Here is a 25,304-nt window from a genome sequence, read left to right on the forward strand (position 1 = left end):
CATGAATCACGCAAAACCGCTCTTGGGAATCCTCAAAACGCTCCCAGAACTAAAAATCTGCCAAAGTAGTGCTAGGCCGTAAACTCATAAATGCTGGATGACCGAGGTGTGGTGTTTGTGGACCGGCAGCTTCCGGCGAAGAAGGTCGGATAGCTGCCTTTCCTCTGGGGGACGACAGAACTCCAGACATCGAGAAGAGGCAGCTATGCAATCAGCTTGTAGAAGACGATGCGGGATCCGCCGCTAATCCAAATCGTCTTGCCGTCGGCCGAGAAGCCCATCGCACATTCGCTCGTCCAGGGCTTTGGAAGCTCTTGAAGAACTGCGCCGTTCGTCATCGATATAAGCGCAACTGTGCCGGTTGGCATTGAGATGAGTGCAAATCGATTATTCGGGCTTACCGATGGTACGTCACTCCGAGCGAATGTATTTGCCGTCCCGGTAAGGGTCCACAATAGTCTACCGCTGGGAAGCTCATGGAGTTCGGCGATTGCGCCGCTCTGTGGGGTTGGTGCAGGACATCGCGGATTGAGTTCGCATATGACCCCGGTTGCGCTCAGATTTCTCATGACGAGTACAGTTTTGCCGCCAGGTGAGAGTGCGTAAGGCGTCCACCGTGGCTTTACGCCGATCGAAACGAGGCGAGGCAATTGGCCCTGATTCCACAGCAGCCACTGGTTTGGCGCAATGGTGATCAAAGCATAGGCGTTTCCTCGGACGTCCAATCCGGAAGCAACGCCATTTATCCTGGACTTGACAGCTAGGCCGGGCACATCTGCGATCGCAACCGACTGGATCACTTTGCCCGCACGCACGTCAACAAAGGCGATCGTCGGCTTGAGATCAGGATGGTCTGGTCGGTAATAGGCCCCTTTCGTTCCGAATGCTGCAATCGCCAACCCGGTATGGCCGATCCAATATATCTCGTCGAGGGGCCCGGCCGAGCTAGACAACTCAGCAAGTTTCTCGTTGGTGCCGTTGATGTGGAAGCGGAAAGGCCTGAGTGATCCAAGGGCGAAGCCGCTTGGCTTTGCCGTTTCCTGTCGGACGCCGAGGACTGATCGGGAGTCATTCGACCACGCGAATGGAACATTCCCCATGAACGGCAAGACCGCTGTAATGCGTCCGTCGAATTGCTGACTTCCCGCCGCAGTGCCCGTTCGAGTGATAGATAACCCTTGGATGCTGTCGAAGACGAAGACACTGTTGTGATCGGGCGACGGCTGAGGGGGAGAAACTGGAAAATTGCTTGCAGGAATCTTCAGGCAAAAAATCTTTGCCAGAGCCAATGGACCGGACTTCAACGGCATCAAAGCTGGGACCGGATCGTAGTGCCCATCCCCACAACCGGAGGTGGCCACCTTTCCCGCCCTTGCTTCGCTGATCGACAACATTGCTAGCAGCAGCACCAGCGCCAAACCTGCGGGAAAATGCATGATCCGATCCTATCGAAGCTCACGGACGATATCGCGATCCCCGATCTTAGGGGCGTGCACTTTATCTTCCTCGTTGGGTCTAACTTCGCCTTACTAACGAATGAATAAGCCTGGCAGTAGATCAGGTACCTTACCAAGGATATCCCAGCGAGGATGCCGATCACCATGGCGCGCGGAACTATGCCAGTAATGGCAATATGGGGGTAGTTTTCCGACTGGCCGGCTTTCATATTGCGGCAAAATCTGATTCAGGCTCCGCATGAGCCGATATGACCTGACCGACTTCGAATGGCGCGTGATCGAGCCGCTGTTGCCCAACAAGCCGCGAGGAGTGCCGCGCGTCGATGACCGGCGGGTGCTCAACGGCATCTTCTGGATGCTGAGACCCGGTGCGCCGTGGCGCGATCTGCCAGAGCGATACGGCCCACGCACCACCTGCTACAACCGCTTTGTCCGATGGCGGAAAGCAGGTGTGTGGGACCGCCTCATGGCCGACATTACCAAAGCCCATGACGGCGAGGTACAGATGATCGATACCTCCATTGTTCGCGTCCATCAGCAGGGCGCGACGGCAAAAAGGGGGGTCGAGATTATTGTCTCGGTCGTTCTCGAGGCGGGCTAACAACCAAAATCCATGCTCTTGTCGACGCCCAAGGGAGGCCGATCAAGCTAACGCTGACGGCAGGCCAGAAGAGCGACATCGCCTCCGCAGTCGACTTGATCAGGGATTTGCCCGAGGGCGCCATGCTGCTCGCCGACAAGGGCTATGATGCGAACGCCTTGCGCGCGGCCATCACCGAGCGAAAGGCTTGGGCCAACATCCCGCCCAAGTCCAACCGCAAGGACCCGATCTGCTTCAGTCCCTTCCTCTATAAGGCGCGGAACCTCGTAGAGCGCTTCTTCAATAAAGCCAAGCAGTTCCGGCGAATCGCGACACGCTACGACAAGCTGGCAGAAAACTACCTTGCTGCCCTCAAACTCGTCTCAACTCGCATCTGGCTACGCAGTAATGAGTCTACGTCCTAAGCGGCGGACGTGGACGGTAGCTGAGATCGACGAATTTGGACAAAGTCGAGCCCTTTAAGGAGGTTCTGAGCAGCGCATCGGATCGCCAGCGAAATCAAGCAGCCGCTGCGGTCGAGACCAATACTGCCGCCGAGCCCCTCTCCTGGCACCTCAGATTGAAGTGACCCTCGGCACGCAGTCTCGCCCGAGTTCAGGATACGCGACTCGTTGTTCCAGGTCTGGGGGAAATGGGTCACGCAAATTGATGTGCATCAAGGCATTCGGCCCGAAACCGCGATAGCCAAGCTAAAACCCTCTGGCATTTGTGCCACCGTGGAAGGAGCCTTGGTGATGCAACTCCTGGCATCTGTGTTCTTGCCAACCTATCCGGATCCGCCTGGGCCGAAAGTTGTGTCGAATGCCGTCGCAGCGGCGAGGTGGCTGAGCGCCGCGCTTGATGTTGCGGTTGTCAATGTGGACATTCCCGACGTCTCGAACGCCTTGTCCCGCCTCCTGCTCGATCTCCCCACCAAGATTCGGGAGGTGGAGGCGGCCAGCCGACAGAGAGGCAAGACCTTGCTGGATGCAGTCGCGGCCGAAGCGTCGCGATGCAGTGTCACCTTGACTAGCCAAGAGTTGCAAGCCCAGCCGGCGCTGATGGGAGAGGCGGCCGCCAAGGAGGGCCGTTACTTTGACTTGTGCATGATAGGTTGGGCACCGAACAACGAAGCCTCCCAGATGATTGCTGAAGAGGTCGTGTTCAGCTCTGGCAGGCCGACTTTGATCCTTCCGGGCGACGAAGATGTCGGCCCCCTCGACCATGTAGTGATCGCTTGGGACGGCAGCCGAGTTGCCGCGCGGGCCGTGGCGGATGCCAAGCCGTTCCTGGAACGGGCATCGGCGATATCGATCATCACCGTGACGGACGAAAAGGTCCTGCCGCGCGAGGATGTGGCCGATCGTCTGGCGCATGTTCTACGGGCACGGGGCCTCACGGCCAAAGTCGAGTCGTTTCATGCCGGCGACAATCCGATCGGCGCGGCACTTCAGGAGCACGCCCTTAAGATCGGCGGCAATTTGCTGGTTATGGGCGGATGGGGCCACTCTCGCCTCCGGGACTTTGTGCTCGGCGGAGCCACAGAAGGCATTCTGTCGGATCTGCGCTTGCCGGTCCTGATGTCGCACTAGGCCTACGATCTTGGATCGCGTTCAGCATCCCGTCTTGCGCTTCCATGGCGCGACGCGTTGCGTAACCGGATCCTGCTACGAGATCGAAACCGCGCACTGGCGGATCTTGATCGATTGCGGTTTGTTTCAGGGCTCGAAATCCGAGCGGGAACTGAACTACGGTGCATTCCCATTTCCACCGGATGCGATCGATGCCGTCATCCTTACCCACGCGCATATCGATCACAGCGGTCTCCTGCCCAAGCTGGTCAGGCAAGGCTTCCGGAGACCGATCTACGCAACGGCCGCAACAATCGATCTTTGCTCCGTCATGTTGCCGGACGCCGCGCATATCCAGGAAACGGAAGTGGATCATCTCAATCACCGCAATGCTCAGCGCGGCAGGCCGCCAGTTGAACCGATCTACCGCCAGGTAGATGCGGCTGCATGCATGCCTCTGTTTCGCAATGCGGCATATGGCGATTGGACGACCGTAGCCAACGGCCTACGGGTCCGCTTCTGGAATGCAGGCCATCTGCTCGGTTCCTCGTCGGTTGAGCTGGAGATCGATAGAGGTGGGCAGCCGCCGATGCGCTTTGTGTTCTCGGGGGACATAGGTCCGGGGCACAAACTGCTGCAAACCGATCCGCAGGGTCCTGCCGGGGTCGACTATCTCATCTGCGAAGCGACCTATGGCAACCGGGACCGCCCCGACGTTTCGCCTGAACAGCGACGCTCGATGCTCGGCGACGTCGTGCGCGGCGCGGCACGGGCGAACGGCCCCCTGATCATTCCCTCCTTCGCAGTGGAGCGGACGCAGGAATTGCTAGTTGATCTTTATCTGCTGATGAAGGCGGAAGAGGTTCCGAGTGCTCCGGTGTTCGTCGACTCGCCGTTGGCAACGCGCGCAAGCGCCATATTCGAGAGACATGCCAGTGAAATCGAGAACGGCGACGCGCTGCGTAAGGCTCTGACTTCAGCCGAACTGCGGTTCACCGATACCGTGGAGCAGAGCAAGGCGATCAATCGCCTGACAGGCTTCTTCGTGGTGATAGCCGCCAGCGGCATGTGCGATGCGGGGCGCATACGCCATCATCTCAAGGCCAACCTTTGGCGCAGGAACGCCACCGTCATGATGGCCGGATATCAGGTCCAGGGTTCCCTCGGGAGAATTCTTCTGGATGGCGCCCGGCGTGTGCGCATCCAGGGCGAGGAAATCGAAGTCAGGGCGACCATCACCCTGTTCGATCTATACTCCGGTCATGCGGATGCTGCAGAGCTCGTGGCCTGGATATTGGCTCGCGGCCCCATTGGGCAATCGGTGTTTCTCACTCATGGTGAGGAAGAAGGTCTTGCAGGGCTTGGAGAGCGTCTCAAGGGATCGTTTCCTGAAAGCAAAATCATCAAGCCGCAGCTTGATGACGCGTTCCGATTGGCCCCAGGCGGTTGCTTCCCAGTCGATGTCAACGCGACGCGCAGGCTGAAGCCTGAAAGTGTTGGCCGTCTCGACTGGCACAACGATCTCTCCAGGCTCTTGCTGGACGTAAGTGAGGCGGTGAACTCGGCAGCGGACGAACGAGGTCGAGCCAAAATCATCAGGCAAATGCAGCGAGCACTTGCTGCCCCGGGCGATTAGATGCAGCAGTTGATGCCCCTTAGTTTCGAGAAAACGCAAAGTCCGGCCGGCGCTTCGGCAATTGGAGAAAGCCCGCGCGGCCTCAGTGAAACCGAGGCGCAGGCCAGACTTGTCGCCGAGGGCCCGAACGAGTTGCCCAGGTCCAATCGACGCACACCGTCGAGAATAGCCTTTGAGGTCATTCGGGAGCCGATGCTGGCGCTTCTGCTCGGCGGAGGCATGGTCTATCTGCTTCTGCCTTGTGGGACAGTTTTGCGTAAGTCGTCGACCACCACGTGGTCTAGCCGAGGCGGCGCGTTAGCCGCTGCGGAGTTAAGCGTCGCATGCTCCCAATCAAAGGTTAAGCCCGCCTGTACGGCGCAAAGCGGACGTCGCTAGGCGTCGATTGCCCTTCCGCCAGTTGACCGCGGATGATCTAAAGGAGGCTGGCGGGCTGTTGTCTCACGCCTTTGAGATCGTCGAGCAAAGAAGAGCCTGCATGTGCTCTGGCAGGTCCAGTTCGCCGCGCGCCTCGATCTCCAGAAGATATCGGGCCTTCGCTAGGCGATCGCCCGCGCTGGCCGCGGGACATGCACAGATAGCCAGCAGCGCCCTCTCCTCCTCCCGACTGGCTCGGTCGTAGCTTCTGCTGCTGGCACCCATCTCATGGACAGCCTTGCCGAACGCCGCGTATGCCGTCATGTGAGCTTCGATCAGCGCCCGTATTTTGCTGGGCGGCGGCTCTGCGGTGCATGCTGTTTCCGCCACTGTCGACGCGAAGGCGATGGCGCTGGAATGGACGAGCAAGACGCGGCGATTGATCTTGGTCGTGGTGATCTCTCTTCCTTTCATGCCAAGGCATCCCCGGGTGTTGAGTACATTACCGGGGAGTGTAACACGACGGCTCGCGCCGTTATGTCAGCATGATATGATTCCCCCTCCCCAAACCTAAAGGTTCTGCGAGCCGTCACGGATGACCGATCAGTCTTAAGGATCGAAAGCACTCTTCGGCCTGCAGACAGCGCACGAAAACGGACCAGAACCCTTTCAGGAATGGCGCCGCCGCGCGCGCAGCAATTGGCGATAGCCGCGCTCGACCATCCTCAGGCCGTCGCGCACGAGGCGATGCGTCTGGTAGCGAAAAGCCGAGTCATGCCAGTCGGCGGCGCTGACCAGCCGCCGGCCGAACAAGGCGGTCGCGACTTCGAAGTGGGATGCCTTCTGGTCGCGGCCATCCAGGCATCTCAGCATATGGCCTAGGCGGCGGCGCTGAGCCGCCGTCAAGCGGGTGTCGGGAAGGTATTGCCTGTGGATCGAGCGGATGAATCGCTCAATCGCCTGGAGCCGGTCGTGCGCCATGTCGTCGAGCGGAATTATGGCGGCCAGCGGTACACCTGGCTGCGCATCGCCGAGAAGCGCCACTTGCGTACCGCCAGAACGCATGTGAAGGCCGACCTCGTCATGCAGGCCCGCAGCAAGTGGAAGGTGGGAGGTTCCCTGCCGCGGGCGCAGACCGGGCGGAACCTCGACAAGATTGATGACCCCAGGGTCGATTTGAGGCGCCCAATAGACAGGCTGCTCGACAGCGGACTGGTCAGGCCGGGCTGCGAAACTGCAAACCCCAGCGCTTGCGTAACACGTGCACCGCCTTGGCTGAGCGGGAGGCTGCGAAGTCCTGCTGATACTGCGGATTGCGTCGCAGGAACTCCCAGGCAATCACATCGGCGGCTGCGCCTTTGACGAACGCATATGCCTGTGGGTCACGCCACTGCGATGTATCCGGCTTCATGCGCATCCTTCCCTTCTCAAGGATTTGATAGGGGGATGCGGAGTCGAGCGAAATCCTTGGATTCCGTCATTGACGAATGGACGAGGAGTGATCCCAGCGCCTAGCGATCAGGCCGGGAGGTTAGCGATGCCTACTGGCTTGTGCCTTGCAGTGTCTTGAATGTGTCCGTCCAGGCGCGATAGGCGTCGTCATCGCCCTGGCTCCACGCATCGAAGGCGCGCCAGGCCGCGAAAGACGAGGCGGGCTGTTCGAACAGCGAGCCGATCGACTGGTCGCCAGCGGGCCAGCCGGCCGGCGGGTCGCATATCGCGTCCTGCGTGAGACGCCGCAGATCGGCCAACGCAGAGCGGATGTGCGGCAGCGGAAATTCACCAAGGTCACTATTATCGTGTGCTTCCCGAACGATGACCGCAAGCTTGGCGATCACACCCGCCAGCGATTGGGCAGGTGTGGCCGCGATCTCAGCCAACAGGGCGTCGGCCCTGTCAGCATCATCCTGCTCCGCCGTCCGCAAATCGAGATAGCCGACGTCAGCGTCAGCCCCCTCCCCGCGCTCGAATGCTCCGTCGACGGACAAGAGCGCGCCGCGGTCCAAGAGCCGCTCCTCCGTCTGCTGTTGTCTGATACAGGAGGCGAGCATCGCAACGTGCGCATCAACCCAGGCAAGGGACCGGACAAGTGCGGGATCGGCTAGCTGCTGATCATCGGTGACCGGAGTCGTGAAAGCCTGCGGATCGTCCTTGGTCAACGAAGATTGCGGCTCCCGTCCAGACGTGACGGAAGACAAAGTCGTGGTATTGTCGGAATCAGCCATGATCCGAGCTCCACACAGCTTGGCTTTGGTCAGGTCGGGCAAGGTGTTGCTGCACCCTGCTCGGCCGCTTCACCGCAGCATAGCCGACCTTGGGTCATCCCCGGCCGGATGCGTCGGTAACAGTGGCGATTTAGATGAACGCGGACAAAAAATCAAGCCCTATGGCATCAAATGATACTTTTGGTATAGATGAACTTACAAGCGGGCAAATTCGAGCCGCACGCGCTTTGCTTCAATGGGATCAGAAAGCGCTTGCGGAACGATCGAAAGTATCCCTCGCTACAATCAAACGATTAGAGCCTCTGCCGGGTCCGCTAAGAGCAAACAGAGTCACTATTGACGCGTTGCGACGCGCATTTGAATCCGCAGGTATACAGTTTATCCCGGAGAATGGTGGCGGCGCGGGCGTCCGCCTCGCCAGCCGTTCCGATCAATCATAAGCGAGCTTCCGTCACCATCAGAAGATGCCTCGCCCGGTACCGGGCGAGGCGTCTGCGACCTTATTCGCCGTTGCGGCGGTTGGGGCGGGACCAGATGAGGCTGTGGCCCTCGCCTTCCTCGTCGGCGAAGAGGTTGGCGTAGATCGGAGCGGTGAAGCTCGGATCGTCGAGCTTGAGCCCGAGATAGTCGCGGCCCTCGTTGGAGCGCTTGGACCAGGCGGCGCCGATCTCGGCCTTGCCGACCACCACGCGGTGGCTTGGAGCGTTCTCGCCGCTGGCCCGGGTGTCGGGGACGATGCGCACGCCCTTGGCCTGGACGCTGAGGGTGACGATCTCGCCGGTGAATTCGTTCGCATTGGTCTTCTTGAAGGTGCCGATGGTAGCCATTTTCAGTCTCCGTTTTCTTCGTTTCCGAGCCCGCACCATGCGACCTCGATGGCGATCGTGAGGCCGAAGGCGACCGCCGCCGCATCGCTTGCGACCGCAGCAGAGCGGAGGATGGCGCAGGCGCGTGTTTCTTGGTTGCGAGAGGAATGGGCTTGGCCCAGGGGAAGAAACCCGCGACGCGCCATTGCGGCAAAGGCGATCGAGGCGTCAGCTGTCCTTCGGCCAGATCAGCCCGTTCGAGAGATCGTTGGTGCGCTCCGCGAAATGAGGACGGAGCCCATGGCAGCATCGGTGGCTCAGAGCCAACGCGGATTGGTTCGCCAGGATGTCAGCCTACAATGGCTTGCCGATGCATCAAAGCCTTTGCTCATCCGGTGCCTGCGCACACGGCGACACACCACGAGTATCTTAATATGGCCGCAAGCGGACAGGAGCTACCGGCGTCCAAATCAAGACAGGGATATTTGACAAATTCGATCTGATGGCAGACGCACGCTCCAGGGGCACACCAGCCAAGCGTCATTTAGCTGATTTGGCTTCGGACCGCCGCCAGTGCCGGCCTGCCTTCACCGGCATCCTAATCTTACTGCAGCAGCGCCGCCGTCCTGTCGAGCGCGCTTCCGAAGCCTTTCAGCGACAAAGCAAGGTTCGTTTCCTTGCCGCCGTCGGCGACCACCTTGACCTTCAGGCTGGTTCCGTTGCGCAGAGCCGCCAAGGTGTCTCCCTCGAAGCTCAGGTCGACCAGGCAACCGCCGGGCAGGCAGGTGCGGAAGCGGAGCGCCGGAAGCACCACGCCGTCGTCGATCTGCAGCGTCGCGCCCTGGTCTAGCGCCAGGCCGAATGGCAGCACCAGCGTTCCTTGGACCACCTCGCCATTGGGGCGCAATTCCATGGCCAGCAGCCGCTGGCGCGACTGCGCGTCGGCCTGCTCCTGCGAGAGTGCGCAGGCTTTGCCGGTAGCCCCATTCTGTGTCGTGACGTTGCAGGACACCGTCCAGTCGCCATGCCCCTCCCTCAGGGAGGTCGCACCGCCCGGCAGGCCGGCGTCCTGGGCAAACGCCGAGATGGCAAAGCCCATGACCAGCAGCGCGGTGGCTACCAATAGGAGGCTGCTGCCCCAATGCTTCCGATTCATGTTCTTGTCCGTTTCATTCAAGCCTCCATCCGGAAGTGAGCATTGCTCCCGGATGGTCCGATATCTCTGCCTTGCAGTGAGGCTCGCATCTACCAGCGCACGCTGAAGCCGAGCTTGGCGCCGATGGAATTGCTGTCGCCGAACTTCTGCAGACTGGTCTTGGCGATCGCCTCGCCGAAGACCGCGTATTTCCCGTCGCCAAAGTCCAGCGAGCCGCCAAGGCCGACACCCCCCCACAGCGTCTGGTTCTGGCTGATCAGCCGCACGCCGGAGACATCGACATCGGTTCCGTCGAGGAAATCGTAGTAGAGGTTGGCGATGCCATAGATGTGTGTGCGGCTGACCTGCCCGGCGCTGTCGGCCCACTGGTCCTCATAGTCGGCGGAGACACCGAGGCGGCCGATCAGGCTGTCGTCGCTGCCATGCGATACGACCGCGCCGAACTTGTCGGTGAAGGTGTCGAAGCGAACCGACGAGTAGGCGAGTTGCGCCTGTGGGGTCAACGACCACTTGCCGGTGAGTGCAACCTTCTGTCCGGTCTCGACGCTCAGCGCATAGCCGAAGCCGTTGTTGCCGTCGGCAAGCGTGGTGCCCAGCGTGGCGGAGCGGATGTCGCTGTCATACCAGGTCGCCTGCGCCTGCGTGTCGACATAGAAGCCGCTGTCGCCAAACCAGGTCAGCGAGCCGCCGACGCCGTAGCCGGTGGCCTTGATCGAGCCGACGCCGAAGGTCGACGAGACATCGGATGAGGCGGTGCCGTAATTGACCACGATCCCGCCGATCAGGACGCCGGCCTCGCTCTCGTGAAGCTGGCCGTCGACACCTGCCTGAAACTTCCAGGTCGTCACGTCATAGTCGGTGCCGGAGGTCGACGTCTTCGGGTCGAGCTTCGTATGCGCTGCCTCGATGCGGGCCCAGATGGCCTTGCCGTCGACCGGCCCCTGTCCCGGCACGTCGGCCCCTTCGGGCGTCGCGCCCTCGCCCCAGGTTCTGTTGCCGATGCGCTGCTGCAGTGTGCCGAGCTCGTTCAGGCTCTGCAGCACGCCGGCATAGGCCTCGTAGATCGGCACGGCCGGCGAATAGAGCGGCTGCGGCGATCCGTTGATCAGCGCCGAGCGCAAATACCAGTCGCCGTCCGCAGGCGTGCTGACGCCATTCTGGTAGAGCCGGTAGGCATAGGCGCCGCCGACCACGGCCTGGTCGCCCTGGAAGACATAGTCGCCGGCAAGCGAGAAGGTGCCGGCCGAGGTGCCGCCGACATCGATGATCTTGATGCCTTCGACCGTCTGCGCGCCGCCGCCGCCGAGATTGGCCACTTTAAGCGTCGTGGTGCCGGCGGTGTCGCCGGTGACGACCAGCCGGTCGGTGGCGGAGGCATCGCCGCCGAGCACGGTCTCGATCTCCAGCGTGCCGCCATTGCCGGTATAGTCGCCGGCGATGGTGAGCGTGCCGGGCACGCCCGGATTGCCGGCGGCGATGATGGCGCCTGTCGCGTTGGTGGTGTCGCAGACCGTGCCCGTGCCTTCGAGCCGCCCGCCGGCAAGCACGTTGACCGTGCCGCACAGGCTGCCAGAGACATTGAGCGTGCCGCCGCCGATCGCGGTGGTGCCGGTGAAGCCGGACGAGTCTGCCGTCAGCGCCAGCGTGCCGGCGCCGCTCTTGGTCAAGGCGCCGGCACCGGACAGCACCCCGTTCAGCGTCAGCGTCGTGCCGGCGTCGGTCGAGAGCGTGCCCTGGCCGAGAACGTCGACGGCGCGGCCGCTGGCGAAGCTGGCGGTGGTGTCGAGCGTGCCGCCGTTGAAGGAGAGCCCGCCCGCCGCATCGCCGAGATTGGCATCGGCCGCGACCCGCAGCGTGCCGCCATTGATGGCGGTACCGCCGGTGTAGCTGTTGGTGCCGGTCAGCACCAGCGTGCCGGCATCCGTCTTGACGATCTGGGTGTCGCCGCTGAGCGCCGAGGCGATCGTTGCCGTATAGCCGGCGCCGGCGCTGGTGCCGTCGCCGACCCGGATGGTCGACTGTGGCCCGACGAGCCCGATATCGCCGCCCTGGATGATATAACCATTGGTGGCGAACTGCATGCCGGCGGCCGTCACCTGGTCGAGGCTGTTGTCCACCGTCACCGTGCCTGCGGTGCCGGCGAAGATGGCGAAGGCGCCGTCGGAATAGGCCGCGTTGACGACGCCTGTCTGTTCGGTCCAGTTGTCGTTGCCCGACGAACCCTGCCAGGTGCCGTTGCCGCCATTGACGGTGCCGTCGAACTTCGGACCGGCGTCACCATCCCAATAGTTCAGGTCGAGCCCAGCCGTGTTGACGAGGTTGACCTGATGGTCGACCGAGGTCTGGACGAAGGTGTTCGACGACGGGATGGAGCCGATCGCAAGCCCGTTGTTGGTCAGCGTGCCGCTGTAATCGAAGACGCGGTAGATGCCGGGACCGAAGCTGCCGCCCGGCGAGACAGTGACATTGAGCGTGCCGTCGAGAACGAGATTGCCGCCGACCGTGGTGAGGTCGTTGAGCGTGCCGCCGGCGACATTGGCCTGGCCGAAGGAATAGTTCAGGATCGAGCCGCCGGAGAGCGTCAGGTCGCCGGCGATCGCCAGCGTGCCCGGCGTGCCGTCCGCGGATCCCGGCGACAGCGTCGCGCCATCGGCAACGCTGACATTGCCGCCGATCGTGCCCTTGCCGCCAAGCGTGGCGCCGATCTGCACCGAGGTCAGCCCGGTTGCCGCACTCTGGTCGCCGTCGACATAGAGCCCGCCCGCCGCGACCGTGGTCGGCCCGGCATAGCTGTTGGCGCCGGTCAGCTTCAGTGCCGTGTTGCCGGTCTTGGTGAAGCCGCCGGCGCCGCCGATCAGGCCCGACAGCGTGAGGTCGGCATCGGTCTGGAAGGTGCCGCCGCCGGCATCGAGCGTGACGCCACGCGCCGAGCTGAAGGCAGCGGTGTTTTGCAGCGTGGCGCCATTGTCGAACGACAGCGCGCCCGCCGCATCGCCGAGATTGGTATCGGCAGAGACCCGCAGCGTGCCGCCCCCGATGGCGGTGCCGCCGCTATAAGTATTGCTGCCGCCAAGCACCAGCGTGCCGAGATCGGTCTTGACCAGCTGCGACGTCCCTTCAAGGGTGGCGGCGATGGTCGCGACATACCCTGCACCCGGCACGGTCCCGTCACCGACCCTGATGGTCGCCTGCGGCCCGAGCAGCTCGATGGACTGCCCTTGGATCAGGTAGCCGTCGGTGGCGAACTGCATGCCCGCGGCCTGCACCTGGCCGTTGGTGTTGTCGACATCGACCGTCCCGGCAGTGCCGGCGAAGATCGCGAAGCTGCCGTTCGAGAACGCGGCGTTGATGTCGCCGTCCGGACCGGTCCAGTTGTCGTCGCCGGCCGCCCGCCAGGTGCCGTTGCCGCCATTGACGGCGTCATTGCTCTTGGGGCCGGCATCGCCGTCCCAGAAGTTGAGCGTCATGGCGCTGATGTCGACGAGGTTGACCTGGCCGGCTATCGAGGTCTGGACGATGTGAGTGGGCGAGTTGCTGTCCAGCCCGTTGTCGGTCCGCGTTCCGTCATAGCTGATCACGCGATAGATGCCCGGTCCGAAATTGCCGCCGGGGGCTTCGGTGACATTGATGGTACCGTCGAGCGTGAGATCGCCATGCACGACAGTCAGGTCGTTGTAGGCGCCGCCGACCACACCGGCCTGGCCGAAGCTGTAGTCGAGGTTGGAGCCAGCGGCCAGTTGAAGACTGCCGTTGATGGTGAGCGTGCCGGGCGCGGCGCCGAGGTCGCCGGGGGCCAGTCGGCCCGCCACGTCGACGAACACATCGCCGCCGATGATGCCGGTGCCGCCGAGTGTGCCGCTGTTGACATTGGTCGGCCCGGTCGCGGCGCTCTGATCGCCATTGATGTAGAGCCCGCCGCCACCGGCGATCAGCGTGCCGCCGGAGTAGCTGTTGTCGGCCGTCAGCACGGTGTTGCCGGTTCCGTCCTGGCTGACGCCGCCGCTGCCGGAGATGGTGCCGTCGAAGGTATAGAGGTTGGAGCGGTTGAAGCTGAGCAGGCCATTGTCGAGCACGTCGCCGGTGATCGAGCCCGTCGCGCCGCCATTGCCAAGCTGCAAGGTGCCGGCCGAAATCGTGGTGCCGCCGCCATAGGTGCTGTCGGCGGTGAGCACCAGCGTGCCGGCGCCGTCCTTGGTCAGCGCGCCTGCCCCGCCGACCGCGCCGGTCAGCGTCAGTACCGTCGAATTGTCGGTGTCGAAGGTGCCGCCGCCGGCATTGAGCGTCGCGTTCCGCCCTGCGGTGAATGTGCCGGTCGTGTGTAGGGTGCCGTTGTCGAAGGTGAGCGCCCCGGCCGCATCGCCGAGATTGGCATCGGCCGAGACCTCGACCGTGCCGCCATTGATGACCGTGCCGCCCTGATAGCTGTTGGCGCCGGTCAAGACCAGCGTGCCGGCATCCGTCTTGGTCAGCGTGCCTGCCCCTGAAACGATGCCGTTCAGCGCCAGGCTGGTCGCGCTGTCGGTGTCGAAAGTGCCGCCGCCGGCGTTGAGCGTCACGGCGCGGGCGGAAGTGATATCGGCCGTGGTGTGCAGCCTGCCGCCATCGAGCGAAAGGCCGCCGGAAGCATCGCCGAGATTGCCGTCGGACGCGACCTGCACCGTGCCGCCGTTGATCGCCGTGCCGCCCGTGTAGCTGTTGGCGCCCGACAGCACCAGCGTGCCGAGATCGGTCTTCACCAACTGGGTGGCGCCCGTCAGGTTGGAGGCGATCGTCGCGACATAGGCAGCGCCCGCCAACGTGCCGTCACCGACGCGGATGATCGACTGCGGGCCGACCAGCGCGATATCAGCTCCCTGGACCAGGTAGCCGTTGGTGGCGAACTGCATGCCGGCGGCCTGGACCGGGCCGTTGGTGCCGTCGACGGTCACCGTGCCGGCGGCGCCCTGGAAAATGGCGAAGCTGGCATTGGCGAAGGGCGCGGCGAAGACGCCGGTCGAATCCGTCCAGTTCTGGTCGCCGGCGGCGCGCCACGTGCCATTGCCGCCATCGACCGCGCTGTTGGAATGCGGGCCGGCGTTGCCGTCCCAGAAGCTGAGCGCCAGGCCCGCCGAATTGACCAGATTGACCTGCTTGGCCACCGAGGTCTGCACGAAATAGTTCGGGTCGCTGACGTCGAGGGTATTGTCGGTCAGCGTACCGCCATAGTTCATGACGCGGTAGACGCCCGGCCCGAAGCTACCGCCCGCGCTCTGCGTGATGTTCAGCGTGCCGTCGAGCGTCAGGTTGCCGCCGACATCGATGAGGTCGTTGAACGCACCGCCCGGCACGCCCGCCTGGCCGAAATTGACGTTGAGCGCCGAGGTGTTGTTGAGGTTGAGCCCGCCATTGATGGTGAGCACTCCCGGCGCATTGCCCGCATCGCCGGGGCTCAGCGCGCCACCGTTCGCGACCGTGACGTTCCCTCCGATGATACCCGTGCCGCCGAGCGTCGCGCCGACGCCAACGGAGGTCTGTCCGGTAGCGCCGGCTTGGTCGCCATCGATTAGCAAAGTGCCGTGAAGCACCCTGGTGAGCCCGGCATATGTGTTGGTCCCGGTGAGCGTCGTCGTGCCCGTGCCCGACTTGATTAACTGTCCCGTGCCAGAGATCGTGCCAGCAAATGTGTAGTCGTCGTCCAGCGTGAAGGTGAGAGTGGCGTTGTCAAGGATGCTGGGGGTATCGAGCGTTGCGCCAGGCGTGCCTTGGCCGACCTGCAGCACGCCGGCCTCGATCGTAACGCCGGCACTATAGCTGTGGCTGCCGGTCAGGATTAATGTGCCCGCATTCTGCTTGTCGAGGCTCTCGAAACCGGCGATGCCGCTGCCATCGAGAGTCCGCAGCAGAGAGTTCGAGACCCGCAACGTATCGCCACTGCCGGTCTCCCCACCGGTGCCGCCGTTGATACCCGCGCCGCTGAGCGTGGCCGTGTCGTAGTTGAGAACGAAGGTGTCGTTGCCGGCGCCGAGATTGAGAACCCCGGCGCCTGTGTTCAGCGCGCCGGTAAGATTGACGGTATCGCTGCCGCCGCCGAGGTCGCCATTGGCCCGCAGCGTGCCGGCCGCACCAACGGTGATCGTGCTGGCGCCCGCGCCGCCGGTGATCGTCGAGGTGCCGCCGGCGGTCGCGCCGACCGTCCCGTTGACGGTGAGCGCCGAGGTGCCGGCCATGGCGATTGTCGGCGTCGTCAGGGCGCCATTCACCTGCAGCGTGCCCTTGGAGATCTTCGTCGTGCCGACGCTGTTGGTCGCGGTGAGCACGGTCGTTCCCTCGCCCATCTGCTCGATGGTGCCGGGGCCGCTGATCACGCCCGCGAAATTGAACGTGTCGCTGCGGTTGAAGCCGAGGACGCCGGTATCGAAGGCGAGGATCACCTCGCCCGTGCCGACATTGCCGGCGGTGCCGCCATTGCCGATGATCAGCTTGCCGTCATTGATGACGGTGTTGCCGGTATAGGTGTTGTTGCCGGTCAGGATCCAGGTGCCGGCATCGTTCTTGGCCAGCGTCGTCTTGTTGGCGGCCTGGTCCGAGATGACGACGCCCATGATGTTGTCGCCGGTATAGGTGCCGCCCAGCGCCAGTGTGCGCGCGCCAGGAGTGTAGAAGCCCATGGAGCCCGGTCCGGTGAAGTTGACGGCGCCAGTGCCGGAGGATTCGATATAGGTTGTGCCGGTGCCGAGCCGGAACAGGCGGTCGGTGCTGTCGCCGGTGCCGACATAACGCAGATGCCCCTCGTCGAGGATCAGCAGATTGGTGTAGACCGAGCTCGAGGCGCCGATGCTGCTGTCGGAGCCGCCATCGGCAAGCTTCGTCACCTCCAGCACGCCCGCGTTGATCTGGGTGACGCCGGTATAGCTGCTATTGGCGTTGGTCAGGCGCCAGGTGCCGGCTTCCTCCTTGAGGAGGGAAACGCCGTTCGAAGCCGCATCGTCGATCTCGGCGGCCATGATATTGGTGTCGGTGTTCGTACCGCCGAGGCGGAAGTTGCGGTTACCGGCGCCGGAATAATCGTAGGTGACGGCGGCCGTGTTGGTGAACTCCAGCGCGCCGGTGCCATAGTTGCGGATGTAGCTGTTCGTCCCTCGCAGCGTGAAACGCCGATCCGTGGTGTCGCCGTCGCCGACATAGCTGAGAACTGCATCGGACGGCCCCCCTATGACGAGATTCGCCGCGTCGCTGCTGGAAGCGCCGATGGAGCTGTTCAGCCCGCCATCCGCAAGGCAGGTGGCGGTGATCCGGCCGCCGCCGATCGTAGTGCCGCCCGTATAGCTGCTGTCGCAGGCACTCAGGCCCTGGTTGATGCCGCCATTCTTGACGAGGCCACCGGTGCCGCTGATCGTGCCGCCATAGGTGGCGTTGCCGCTGGCCCAATTGAGCGTCAGCGTTGCGCTACCCATTTCGACATCGCCGCCGGTGGCACCGCCGCCGCTGAGATATCCGATTGTGTTGTCGAAGTCGTTGAGCCTGACGGTTACGCCGGCAACGTCAGTCACCGTGATGGGTCCGCTGCCGAAGGCATCGGTCGACCCAGCGGACAGGATGCCCGCATCGATATAGGTCCCGCCCGTGTAGGAGTTGGTGCCGGACAATATCAGCGTGCCGTCGCCTCGCTTGCGCAGCGCGCCGCCGCCGACGACATCGCCCTCGAATTCCAGCACGGTGGAAGCCTTGAAAACGTCGATATAGCCCCAACTGTTTGAAAGCGTGATTCCCCGGTCGATCGCCACGTCGTCGCCGGTGTATTGCAGCACGCCGGAATTGAGGATCGCCAGGTTTGCCGAATCGGCGCTGGAGGCGCCGATGTCGCTGGCGATGCCGCCATCGGCCAGGCAGCCGACGCTCAGCGCGCCGCCATCGATGGTGGTGGCACCGGTATAGTCGTTGTTGCAGCCCGAGACCGTCATCGTGCCGACGCCGCTGCGCGTGAAGCCCCCGGTGCCGCTGATGGTGCCCGTAAAAATTCCGGTTCCGTTGGTGGAGGTGAGCGTGTTGGCGCCGAGATTGACCTGGCCGCCGCCGGTCAACACGCCGGTGGTGATATCGAAGCCACCGAGATCGAGCGTCGCGCCTGCCAGCACATCCATGAAATTGGCGCCGGGGTTGAAGGCGTCTGTGGAGCCGGCGCGCAGGGTGCCCTCCGAAACCCGGGTGCCGCCCGTATAGGTGTTGGTGCCGGAGAGAACCAGCGTGCCGGTTCCGGTCTTGGTGAAGCCGCCGGCGCCGGCGGCCGTGCCGCTCAGGGTCAGCGTGGTGCCGCCGACGACACCGATCCTGCCGCCGCCGGTGCCGACGGTGAAGCCGCGGTCGCTGGCGGCGGTCGCGCCGTCGTAGCGGAACGTCGCGCCGTTCGCGATGACGAGATTGGCCGATTCGCTGCCGGAGGCGCCGATAGTGCTGTTGGCGCCGCCGTCGCCGAGGCTGGTGACGGCCAGCGTGCCGGCGCTGACGGTGGTGACGCCGGCATAGCTGCTGTTGGCATTGGTCAGGATCAGCGTTCCGGCGCCTTCCTTGGTGAGACCCGCCCCGTCGGGGCTGACGATCTCGCCGCCGACCGTAAGCTCCGTCGCGGCCTGCGAAACGTCGACGATGCTGCCGGTGACGGCGCCCGAGCGCATCAGCGTCAGGCCGCGGTCGGTGCTTGCCGTACCGCCGGTGTAACGGAGCCTGGCCGCTTCGAGGACGAGATTTTCCGAGCCCGCTCCGGAGGCGCCGATGCTGCTGGCGGAGCCGCCATCGGCGAGCGTGCCGACCTCCAGCGTGCCGCGCGTCACCCAGGTGGCGCCGGTATAGGTGTTGGCGTCGTTGCCGAGCACCACCTTGCCGGTGCCGGCGCCCGTCCCGGTGCCGGCCATGGTGAACCCGGTCGCCGCGCCATTGTCGACGATGGTGGAATTGATGGTGAAGGTGCCGGCGCTGCTCTGCTGGACGCCGAGCACCCCGCCGGCGCTGCCCCGCACCGAGCCGCCATTGATGGTCTGACTGGTGCCGAGAACACTGGAGCCTATGATGATGGCGCCGTCGACGCCGAGCGTCTGGTTGAGCCCGACGGTAACGATGGAATTTGCGGCCGCCGCGTAGCGCAGGCCGCCGAGCTGGACGATATTGTCGCCGCCGGCATCGCTGGCTGTTCCGTAGAACGGCGAGTTGGCGAGGCCGTCCGTGTCGGCGACGATGTCGCCGTCGAGCCAGCTCGCCGCGTCGTCCTTGAGATCGTAGTCCGTGAAGGCGACGATCTGGTTGCTGCCGTTCACGGTGGCATAGTCGGAGCCGTTGACCGTGGCCCAGCCGCCGAGCACCGTGCCCGAATCGACCGTCATGACCGCGCCCGTGCCGATGCCGAAATCGACGAGGCCGGCGGTGCGGTTGACGGCGCCGAAGTTGACGGTGGCGTCGGTGGCGTCGATCTTGTTGCTGCCGCCGGTGATGTTGAGGCCATCGAAGGTCTGGCTGTTGCCTTCTCCCGAGACGCCCGTCACAACCAAGGTGCCGCCACCCATGTTGAGCGTGGAGGAGGACGAAATGATATCGCTTGTCGGGCCGCCGGCCCCGGCGAAGCTGAGCTCCAGCGTGCCGCCGGATATGGTCGTATTGCCCGTATAGGTGTTGGCGCCCTTCAGCACCTGCGTGCCCGCGCCGGTCTTGGTGAAGTCGCCGGCGCCGACGATCGTTCCAGAATAGGTGGCGGTGGTGCCGTTGGCGACGTTGAGCGTCAGGCTGCCGCTGTCGATATCGACCTGGCCGCCCGCGCCCTCAAGCTTGGTGAAGCCGTAGTCGAAGCCGCCAAGGTCCAGCATGCCGCCATCGACCGTGGCACCACTCAGCTGGTTGAAGGCCGTGGCGCCGCCGGCCACCAGCGTGCCAGCGGTGACGGTCGTGGTGCCCGTATAGCTGTTGTTGCCGGAGAGCACCCAGGTGCCGGCGCCGTTCATGGCGATGCTGCCGGAGCCGGTGATATTGCTCGAGATCGTGTTCACGCCCCCGTAGGAGCCGCCGAGATTGAGCACGTCCAAGCTAGCCGCAGCGTCGAACTGCACCGCGCCGGTGAGGGTCAGTCCGCCCGAGCCGTTGTTCGAAAATGAGGCATTGTTGGAGAACAGCCAGGTGCGGTCGGTGCCGGCAGCGCCGCCCGTATAGCTGAGCGTGCCGCCGTTGATCTGAATCTGGCTGTTCGCGTTGCCTGTGCCGAAGGAGCTGTTGCTGCCAATGTTCGCCAGGGTGGAGGCGACGACCGTGACGGTCGTGACGCCGGTAAAGCCGTTATAGGAGTTGGCGTCGCCCAGCGTGATTGTGCGCCCTGCTCCGCCGCTGAAGCCGACACTCGACGTGTCGGCGACGTCCGCGCTGATGGTGCCGGTGAGCGCAAGATCGCCGCTGGTGGCCGTGAAGCTGGTGGCCGAGCCGGCGACGATGATCGACCCGGTGAGCGCCAGCGTGCCCGTGCCGTCATTGCGAAGTACGGCGGCTGTGTTGTTGGAGGAAAACCGGAACGTACGGTCGGAGGTATCGCCGTCGCCAGTGTAGTGCACATTGTCGGTATATTGGGCGTTGCCAGTGATGATGATGTCGCCGCCGCTGCCGAGCGAACTGGCCTCCCCGGTGTTGCGGACCGACGTGAAATAGCGGTGCGCCTGGCCGCCGGTGCCGGAAAACTGCGTGTCGCCCACATAGGTGTTGTTGTCGTTGCTCAGGGTGACGCCGTCGTTGACGAAGAGCTTTCCCGCGCCCGTGATAAGCGCCGAGCCGGCCTGGCCGCCTATCGTGGCGGTGCCGGCAAGAATGACATTCCAACTGGCGTCGAGGGCCGTGTTGCTGGAAAAGCCGCCGCTGTTGAGCGTGATGGTGTTGGTGGCCGCGCCGAGCGAGCCGTTGCCCTGGACGGTGAGCCAGCCGCCGCCTGCAACGACGATGCCGCCCGAGAAGGTGTTGGCGGTGTTGTAGAGATAAAGGTCGCCCGAGCCGGCGAGCGTCAGCCCCGCCGTGCCGGCGACGACCGAGTTTATGGTAACGGCGTGATTGTCATTGATGACGGTGATCGTCGGCGTCGCGCCCATGAGCGTCAGCGTGCTGCCATTGAACACCCAGCCGCTGCTCTGGAAGGTCATGTCGTGGACGCTGACCGGCGCGCCCAGCGTAATCGTGCCGGCGGTGCTGCCGAAATAGGCGTCATCGCCGGCGCCGTTGTTCCACGGCTGGTTGTAGGGGCCGCTGACGCCATCATTATTGGCGCTCCAGTTGAGATTGGTTGTATTCCACGTGCCAGAACCGCCCCAGCCGGAGCCGCTTCCATTGGCGTCCCAGTAGCGGGTCCCCGCATCGGCCGGGCCGGCAGCGAGCGCGGCGGCAAGCGCCAGCGGCAGGGCGAGTACCGCGACAGGGTGCGCCAGCACAGAGACCAGTTCGGCGGCGTTGGGCGCGAAGCTGGCGGCCTGCCCCTTCCATTTGGTCATGCGGCCGCCACGCAGAAGGTGCGAAGAGGCGGCCGCCGGCCGACCGTCTGGCGCTTCGCTTTCCCGTTCATTTTTGCTCGACTGGCGCTGGGTCCGGCTTGCCTGGTGCCTGGTCGTCTGCTGCATGGTCAATCGCCCCCGCCGGCCTCACGGTCCGAACAGGCTCCATTCGAGAATGATGTTTGCCGGCTTGCCATCAAGAGAAAGGCGCTCCGCCCAGATGGCCCAAGTCTTGAGTGGATCGGGAGTTGCCGCGGAACTGTTGTCCCGCTCGAACGGCAGATACATCCTGTCGCATGAGCCTCCCCGATTCACCGCTACACCTAGGGTTACCCAAAGCAGACTAATTATCAATGAAAAAAGCATCGGATGGCGATGCGTGTAGTTACCGTATCCATAACGCCACAGTGTATACTTTAGCTGACGCTCATTTTATCTGCGCAGGAACAGGCTAGGCAGCTGCAGCAACGGAATAACGGCCGAGGCGCTCTTCACGTTGAACAGAATGTCTGCCTTAACATTTCACATAGCTAATATAACCCATGACGCTTGACGCCAGAAAATGTGCGGTTCAGCGACCGAGATAGTCAGAAAAGGTGCAGCGCAGGGGTTGCCTCGCCCGGCTTCGGCGACATATTCCGGCACGGGTTTGGCAAGGAATTGCGTTCGGCGCGTGAGCCGACAGACACTAGCGAAGGTGATGCGACGTTGCGAGACTTGGAAATGCGCCGGGCCGATTCCATCGAACAGCTGCAACATCCCCAAGCATTTGAATAGACGACCAGGCGGTTCTGGAGGAATGCGTGGTCGAAGCTGGATCCGACAACAGCGGCTCGCTGACGCCCAACAAGTCCGGGAGGAAATCGCCCGGCTGGAACAGGAGCTACTTGTTGCGGGAAGTGCCTCGAAGCCAAGAAGGCTCATCGAGGTCGGCTATCAATTGCGGACCCACAAGGCGCGGCTGAAGCGGCTGGAGCGCTGCATTTCTGCGCTGCAATCCCCCAATCGGCGACAAGAAGAACACAGGGTCAGCTAGAGCGGAATGTAACCCACTCGAGGTTTGTCAGTCCTGATTGATGGCGGCTACCGCCGAGAAAGGTCAAATTCGAACGTCAGCCTCGCATCCTCAGCGGCGACTCGGCTGCCCGGACATGGAGATCTCAACGTCTGATTAGTGGCGCAAAAGCTGCCGCCCGCCTCCGGTGGATGCAGAGTGTCGCGACGAAGGAAATTAACCCGACCAAGCGGGATACTTGACACCTTCTGGGACTATTTCCGCCACCCTTCGGCCGTAACGCAGGCCTGCGGATCGACCACCTTCTGCTGAGCCCCTCGCTCAAGAACCGACTGATCGACGCCCAAGTCGATGTCGAGGTGCGCGGCTGGGAAAAGAGCAGCGGTCTGGGTCGAGCTCTCGGAAAAGGCACCGCCTCGCGGCCGTTCGATGCCTGACCAACGAAGCAGCCCCGGTCGCGGCTAGAGCTTGGGCTACTCGCCAATGATCAAACCTTCCCGCCGTATGGCTGCGGCGCCGACAGGCTTCGTGCGCTTAAAATACCTACGCCCAAATCGCGGTCAGCAGCGCGCCGCCTCACATCACCCGACCTGTTCCACGACCAGCGTCCCCGCCTGAAGCGGCTTGATCAGGGATTTGGCGGACACCGGGGGATCAGGCCAGGTCGCCCAATCCTTGCGCTCCAGGATCACGATCTGCCGATCGTGATACGGAGCGAGTCCGGACCGGGTTCCATCGTGAGCATGGTGAACGCCTCACCGACATCATTGGTCTCGCGCCAGATCCCGGCGATGCAGAAGATCGGCTCGTCGCGCTTGGTGAAGAGCCACTTGTCCTTGCGCTTCTTACCTTCTCGTTGGGATCGGTGAACTCGTAAAAGCCGTCGGCCGGAATCAGGCAGCGGTTCGAGGCGAACTCGCGACCGTCCGAGCGAAAATTGTAGACCGGCCGCTTGTTCTGTCCGGGCCAGCTCCACCGGCGCTGAACCAGATCGCCCTCGCCGCTCGCGCCGTCGATCGGGCGGATGATAGGACCGATATCCGTTATCTTGATATCCTCGCGTGCCTCAATGTTCGGCGCGCCTTCGCTGAAGCGGATCTTGATCTTGAGATCGGCGAAGTCCTCCACGATCGAGGCGACATCCACTATCAGCCGATAATCATTGCACATGTGTCACCTGTCTCTTCGGCGTTGCGCAGCAATTGTGTTCCTGTTATGTTCTTTTGATCATGAGCGCAAGAGCTTTCGATTCCGACGCACCGCTCGACGAACGCCGCATCGTCATAAGACGCTACGGCGGCGATATTGAAATGGTCGAGCTCCCATGGGGACTCCAACCGAGAGATGGTGGCCGCCCCTTCACTGTGGTGCGCGCGGAGGATCGATCATTCCCGAGCCATCGCTGCCTCGTGCCGGCGTCCGAATTCCGGCACCGCAGCCAGGGGAAGAACTACAGCTTTCGCCTCGCAGACGGCGACTGGTTCTATTTCGCCGGAATCTGGCGGCCGGCGACGTGCGATTGGCCGCAAGCCTATGGCAATCCTCACGATCCAGGCCAACGATGACATCGCGCCTTACCACAACCGCAAGATGGCAGTGCTGCGCCGGGAAGAGCGCTCGGCGTGGCTGACATGAATCTTCCGGAAAACGAAGCTCCTTCGTCCACTTCCCGGGAGAAGTTTTGCGATTTCGCGTCTCCGTCAGGATCGCACACAGGCTGAATTCGCAATCTGAAGATTATAGGATCGTTCAGTACGAATCTCAGACCTTGGCGAGATGGCATTGCAGGCAAATGGCCCCTGACTGCGGCGCGGACCCGCGCAAGATCATCCATGTCGACATGGATGCGTTCTACGCTTCGGTCGAACAGCGCGACAACCCGGACCTGCGCGGCAAGCCGCTTGCCGTTGGCAGGGCCGCTGCGCGCGGTGTGGTCGCTGCCGCAAGCTACGAGGCGCGCGCCTTCGGTGTTCGCTCGGCCATGCCTTCGGTCACGGCAAAGCGCAAATGTCCCGAGCTGATCTTCGTGCCGCCTCGCTTCGACGTCTACCGGTCCGTCTCGGCTCAGATCCGAGAGGTGTTCGCCGAACATACCGATCTCATCGAACCCCTCTCGCTCGACGAGGCCTACCTGGACGTCACCCAGAATCGGCTCAACATTTCGTCCGCAACGACGATCGCCGAAATGATCAGGGCGAAAATCCTGCTGGTGACCGGTCTCACCGCTTCCGCGGGCATTTCGTACAACAAATTCCTGGCCAAGATGGCGTCCGACCAGAACAAGCCAAACGGCCAGTTCGTTATCACGCCGCGCGATGGACCCGCCTTCGTGGAGACCTTGCCCGTGAAGAAATTTCATGGTGTCGGTCCCGCGACGGCCGCCAAGATGGAGGCGCTGGGCATTGAGACCGGCGCCGATCTCAAGGACCGCACGCTTCCCTTCCTGCGGCAGCATTTCGGCAAGTCAGGGCTCTGGTACTATCAGATCGCGCGCGCCATCGACGAGCGCGCGGTCGAGCCGGATCGGCCGCGCAAATCGATCGGCGCCGAGGACACATTCGCAGCCGACATCGTCGATCTCGAAGTATCGCTCGCCGAACTCAAGCCGCTGGTCGCCAAAGTCTGGGGATACTGTGAAGGCAAGGGCATCCGGGGCAGGACAATCACGCTGAAGGTCAAATTTGCCGATTTCCAGCAGATCACGCGCAGTCGCACCGTGCCGGTGCCAATCGAGTTCTCTGACTTCGAACGTCTCGCAGCCGACCTCCTGAGGTCGGTGTTTCCGGTACAGAAGGGAATCCGGCTGTTGGGCGTGACGCTTTCGTCGCTTGGCGATGTCTTGCCGCCGGAACAACGGCAACTTCGGTTCGAACTTTAGGTTGGCCGCGAGAAGGAATTCGGCCGCCGGTTCTCCGGATCAGCCCGCGTGGGGATCGATTTCGCGACTATCGGGGAGGCTTTTCCGTCATGTTCGTCTAACGGCACGGCAGAGCGAAGCAGAGGGGAAGGCGCATGGCC

General features: G+C 63.2%; 13 protein-coding genes and 4 pseudogenes. 7 read left to right on the forward strand and 10 right to left on the reverse strand.

Annotation, left to right across the window (positions count from 1 at the left end; all coding sequences use genetic code 11):
- Positions 1–203 precede the first annotated feature (203 nt).
- Positions 204–1,436, reverse strand: a complete 1,233-nt coding sequence (locus LB536_RS25455; protein ID WP_224597445.1) for a hypothetical protein — start codon at positions 1,434–1,436, stop codon at positions 204–206.
- Positions 1,437–1,695: 259 nt separating this feature from the next.
- Between LB536_RS25455 and LB536_RS25460 the strand changes: the two are divergent.
- From LB536_RS25460 to LB536_RS25475, 4 genes and pseudogenes are all read left to right on the forward strand, one after another.
- A pseudogene (locus tag LB536_RS25460) lies at positions 1,696–2,462 on the forward strand (IS5 family transposase).
- 207 nt (positions 2,463–2,669) lie between these two features.
- On the forward strand, positions 2,670–3,629 hold the full coding sequence (locus tag LB536_RS25465) for a universal stress protein (protein ID WP_224597448.1): 960 nt from the start codon (positions 2,670–2,672) through the stop codon (positions 3,627–3,629).
- Between the two features lie 10 nt (positions 3,630–3,639).
- Complete coding sequence (locus LB536_RS25470; protein WP_224597450.1) at positions 3,640–5,244, forward strand: MBL fold metallo-hydrolase; 1,605 nt, start codon at positions 3,640–3,642, stop codon at positions 5,242–5,244.
- A 12-nt stretch (positions 5,245–5,256) separates the two neighbouring features.
- A pseudogene (locus LB536_RS25475) lies at positions 5,257–5,481 on the forward strand (cation-transporting P-type ATPase); the annotation flags it as partial.
- A gap of 204 nt (positions 5,482–5,685) precedes the next feature.
- Here LB536_RS25475 and LB536_RS25480 read toward each other — a convergent pair.
- From LB536_RS25480 to LB536_RS25495, 4 genes are all read right to left on the reverse strand, one after another.
- Entirely contained in the window at positions 5,686–6,075 is a 390-nt protein-coding gene (locus tag LB536_RS25480; protein WP_224597452.1) for a hypothetical protein, read from the reverse strand.
- Positions 6,076–6,270: 195 nt separating this feature from the next.
- On the reverse strand, positions 6,271–6,666 hold the full coding sequence (locus LB536_RS25485) for a DUF2285 domain-containing protein (RefSeq protein WP_224597455.1): 396 nt from the start codon (positions 6,664–6,666) through the stop codon (positions 6,271–6,273).
- 151 nt (positions 6,667–6,817) lie between these two features.
- Entirely contained in the window at positions 6,818–7,012 is a 195-nt protein-coding gene (locus LB536_RS25490) for a transcriptional regulator domain-containing protein (protein WP_224597458.1), read from the reverse strand.
- Positions 7,013–7,142: 130 nt separating this feature from the next.
- Positions 7,143–7,826 carry a hypothetical protein gene (locus tag LB536_RS25495; protein WP_224597461.1) on the reverse strand — a complete coding sequence of 228 codons (684 nt, stop codon included), beginning with the start codon at positions 7,824–7,826 and terminating at the stop codon, positions 7,143–7,145.
- A gap of 134 nt (positions 7,827–7,960) precedes the next feature.
- On the opposite strand from LB536_RS25495, the gene LB536_RS25500 reads away from it, so the two are divergent.
- On the forward strand, positions 7,961–8,266 hold the full coding sequence (locus LB536_RS25500; protein WP_318012997.1) for a helix-turn-helix transcriptional regulator: 306 nt from the start codon (positions 7,961–7,963) through the stop codon (positions 8,264–8,266).
- Between the two features lie 60 nt (positions 8,267–8,326).
- Here LB536_RS25500 and LB536_RS25505 read toward each other — a convergent pair whose 3' ends face one another.
- The 5 genes and pseudogenes from LB536_RS25505 to LB536_RS25530 all read right to left on the reverse strand — a co-directional run bounded on the left by LB536_RS25505 (position 8,327) and on the right by LB536_RS25530 (position 23,456).
- Entirely contained in the window at positions 8,327–8,653 is a 327-nt protein-coding gene (locus tag LB536_RS25505; protein WP_113190782.1) for a DUF736 domain-containing protein, read from the reverse strand.
- A 583-nt stretch (positions 8,654–9,236) separates the two neighbouring features.
- A complete protein-coding gene (locus tag LB536_RS25510) occupies positions 9,237–9,788 on the reverse strand; it encodes an invasion associated locus B family protein (protein ID WP_224597464.1) in 552 nt (183 codons plus the stop codon).
- An 89-nt stretch (positions 9,789–9,877) separates the two neighbouring features.
- Positions 9,878–21,271, reverse strand: a complete 11,394-nt coding sequence (locus LB536_RS25515; protein ID WP_224597467.1) for an autotransporter-associated beta strand repeat-containing protein — start codon at positions 21,269–21,271, stop codon at positions 9,878–9,880.
- Positions 21,272–21,418: 147 nt separating this feature from the next.
- Entirely contained in the window at positions 21,419–21,559 is a 141-nt protein-coding gene (locus tag LB536_RS25520; RefSeq protein ID WP_224597471.1) for a hypothetical protein, read from the reverse strand.
- 1,308 nt (positions 21,560–22,867) lie between these two features.
- Positions 22,868–23,456 (reverse strand): annotated as a pseudogene (locus LB536_RS25530) (SOS response-associated peptidase).
- A 56-nt stretch (positions 23,457–23,512) separates the two neighbouring features.
- On the opposite strand from LB536_RS25530, the pseudogene LB536_RS25535 reads away from it, so the two are divergent.
- Both LB536_RS25535 and dinB read left to right on the forward strand, forming a co-directional pair.
- Positions 23,513–24,020 (forward strand): annotated as a pseudogene (locus LB536_RS25535) (SOS response-associated peptidase family protein).
- Between the two features lie 58 nt (positions 24,021–24,078).
- Positions 24,079–25,164, forward strand: coding sequence for a DNA polymerase IV (gene dinB, locus LB536_RS25540; RefSeq protein ID WP_224597474.1), 1,086 nt, complete (start codon positions 24,079–24,081; stop codon positions 25,162–25,164).
- Positions 25,165–25,304: the final 140 nt, after the last annotated feature.

It is taken from the genome of Mesorhizobium sp. ES1-3 (assembly GCF_020164795.1).
In the GTDB taxonomy this organism is placed as follows: domain Bacteria; phylum Pseudomonadota; class Alphaproteobacteria; order Rhizobiales; family Rhizobiaceae; genus Mesorhizobium.

Excerpts from the sequence above, each read along its gene's own strand:
- LB536_RS25490 (WP_224597458.1), bottom strand. The coding sequence starts at position 7,012 with ATGAAGCCGGATACATCGCAGTGGCGTGACCCACAGGCATATGCGTTC.
- LB536_RS25480 (WP_224597452.1), bottom strand. The coding sequence starts at position 6,075 with ATGAAAGGAAGAGAGATCACCACGACCAAGATCAATCGCCGCGTCTTG.
- LB536_RS25515 (WP_224597467.1), bottom strand. The coding sequence starts at position 21,271 with ATGACCAAATGGAAGGGGCAGGCCGCCAGCTTCGCGCCCAACGCCGCC.
- LB536_RS25505 (WP_113190782.1), bottom strand. The coding sequence starts at position 8,653 with ATGGCTACCATCGGCACCTTCAAGAAGACCAATGCGAACGAATTCACC.
- LB536_RS25500 (WP_318012997.1), top strand. The coding sequence starts at position 7,961 with ATGAACGCGGACAAAAAATCAAGCCCTATGGCATCAAATGATACTTTT.
- dinB (WP_224597474.1), top strand. The coding sequence starts at position 24,079 with ATGGCCCCTGACTGCGGCGCGGACCCGCGCAAGATCATCCATGTCGAC.
- LB536_RS25485 (WP_224597455.1), bottom strand. The coding sequence starts at position 6,666 with ATGCGTTCTGGCGGTACGCAAGTGGCGCTTCTCGGCGATGCGCAGCCA.
- LB536_RS25495 (WP_224597461.1), bottom strand. The coding sequence starts at position 7,826 with ATGGCTGATTCCGACAATACCACGACTTTGTCTTCCGTCACGTCTGGA.
- LB536_RS25510 (WP_224597464.1), bottom strand. The coding sequence starts at position 9,788 with ATGAATCGGAAGCATTGGGGCAGCAGCCTCCTATTGGTAGCCACCGCG.
- LB536_RS25520 (WP_224597471.1), bottom strand. The coding sequence starts at position 21,559 with ATGTATCTGCCGTTCGAGCGGGACAACAGTTCCGCGGCAACTCCCGAT.
- LB536_RS25455 (WP_224597445.1), bottom strand. The coding sequence starts at position 1,436 with ATGCATTTTCCCGCAGGTTTGGCGCTGGTGCTGCTGCTAGCAATGTTG.